This window comes from Arthrobacter bambusae, from assembly GCF_022606295.1.
Lineage (GTDB): Bacteria > Actinomycetota > Actinomycetes > Actinomycetales > Micrococcaceae > Arthrobacter > Arthrobacter bambusae_A.
Window position 1 is genome coordinate 1 of record NZ_JAHHZS010000089.1, and the last position, 2,141, is coordinate 2,141.

Genomic DNA, 2,141 nt, shown 5'->3' on the forward strand with positions numbered 1-2,141 from the left:
GTCAGTGACGGTCGAAAACTGAGCCATTGTGACGGTTGAAAACTGAGCCACCTGTTCCAAACGATTGGGTGGGTGATCACAGTGGAGGATTGGGCGCTTATTCGGCGGTTGCATCTTGCCGAGGGTGAATCGATGAGGTCGATAGCGGAGCGGCTGGGTCTTTCCCGGAACACCGTGGCGAGAGCGGTCAGCGCCGATGGGCCGCCGACCTATGTCCGTGCGCCGCAGGACTCCGGGATCAAGGCGGTGGAGCCGGCGATCCGGGCACTGCTGAAGGAGAACCCTCGGATGCCGGCGACGGTGCTGGCTGAGCGTGTGGGTTGGTCGGGGTCCCCGGCCTGGTTCAGGGAGAACGTGGCCAGGATCAGGCCGGAGTATGCCCCCGCTGATCCCGCGGACCGGATCAGTTACGAGCCCGGGGACCAGGTCCAGTGCGATCTGTGGTTTCCGGAGGTGCGGATACCCGTCGGGAACGGAAAGCCCCGGGTCCTGCCGGTGCTGGTGATGGTGTCCTCGCATTCGCGGTTCATCATGGCCCGGATGATCCCCTCCCGGGTGACCGGGGACCTGCTGGCCGGGATGTGGGAGCTGATCGGGTCCCTGGGCGCGGTGCCGCGGCGGCTGATCTGGGACAACGAAACCGGCATCGGACGGCGGAACAGCTACGCCGCCGGCGTCGCGGCTTTCGCCGGAGTCCTCGCCACCAGGATCGTGCAGGTCAAACCCTACGACCCGGAGAGCAAGGGCGTGGTGGAGCGGGCCAACCAGTTCCTGGAAACCTCCTTCCTGCCGGGACGTGTTTTCGTATCGCCGGAGGACTTCAACGCCCAGCTCGCGGGCTGGCTGCCCAAGGCCAATGCCCGGCTGGTCCGGCGCACCGGCGCCCGGCCCGCGGACCTGCTCGCTCAGGACAAGGCGGCGATGCTGGCGCTGCCGCCGGTTCCGCCCGTGACCGGGTTCGCCGCGCGGGTCAGGCTCCCGCGGGACTACTACGTCCGGATGGGATCCAACGATTACTCCGTGCACCCGCAGGCCATCGGCAGGTTCGTGGATGTCACCGCTGACCTTGAGACCGTCACGATCAGCCTCGAGGGGCGATGCGTCGGAAGCCATACCCGGTCCTGGGGTGCGGGCCAGACGATCACCGACCCGGGCCATGTCGAGGCCGCCCGAACGTTGCGGAAAGCCTTCCAGAACCCGGAACCGGCCGTTGACACGGCTGGGCTGCGGGACTTGGCGGACTACGACCGGGCGTTCGGTGTCGCTCTCGATGACGGGCAGGTCGCCTGATGACCGAGGCGAAGGAAACCGCCGGGCAGATCGAGTACTACTCCCGGGCGATGAAAGCACCGCGTATCCGGGAAGCTGCCGCCCGGCTCGCGGACCAGGCCCGCGAGGCCGCCTGGACCCACGAGGAATACCTCGCAGCGGTCCTGTCCCGGGAAGTCGCCGCCAGGGAAGCCTCCGGCGCCGAATCCCGCGCCAGGGCAGCAGGGTTTCCCGCCCGTAAATCACTCGAGGACTTCAGCTTTGACCATCAGCCCGGCCTCAAACGCGACACGATCGCGCACCTGGCCACCGGCGCGTTCCTCACCGAGGCATCCAACATCGTCCTGCTCGGGCCGCCCGGAACCGGCAAAACACACCTCGCGACCGGCCTGGGTCTGCGGGCCACCCAGCTGGGTCATCGGGTCCTGTTCGCGACCGCCATCGACTGGGTCTCCCGGCTCCAAGCCGCTCATCAAAACGGCAGATTGCCGCAGGAGCTGGTCCGGCTGCGCCGCTACGGGCTGATCATCGTCGATGAAGTCGGCTACATCCCGTTCGAGCAGGATGCCGCGAACCTGTTCTTCCAGCTCGTCTCATCACGCTACGAGCACGCCTCCCTGATCCTGACCTCGAACCTGCCCTTCGCCCGCTGGGGAGATGTGTTCGGAGACCAGGTCGTCGCTTCCGCCATGATCGACCGCATCGTCCACCACGCCGAAGTCATCACCCTCAAGGGCTCCAGCTACCGGCTCAAGCATGCACAGACAGACTTGCTGCCCTCGACAAGACCGGAAAATCAGGCAGAATAACCAACGTCAACGTGGCTCACTTTTCAACCCACGAAATGGCTCACTTTTCGACCAGCGCTGACA

The 2,141-nt window shown here is 66.0% G+C and carries 2 protein-coding genes; both read left to right on the plus strand.

Going from position 1 to position 2,141, the window contains the following annotated elements; translation table 11 throughout:
- The first annotated feature begins 72 nt into the window (after window positions 1–72).
- The gene (gene istA, locus KNN17_RS22180) at window positions 73–1,290 is read left to right on the plus strand and encodes an IS21 family transposase (RefSeq protein ID WP_241711069.1); all 1,218 of its coding nucleotides are present in this window, start codon (window positions 73–75) and stop codon (window positions 1,288–1,290) included.
- Window positions 1,290–2,078: an IS21-like element helper ATPase IstB gene (istB, locus tag KNN17_RS22185; RefSeq protein ID WP_241711071.1), complete on the plus strand. Its 789-nt coding sequence runs from the start codon at window positions 1,290–1,292 to the stop codon at window positions 2,076–2,078. The genes istA and istB overlap by 1 nt, the downstream gene beginning before the upstream one ends.
- The last annotated feature ends 63 nt before the right edge of the window (window positions 2,079–2,141 follow it).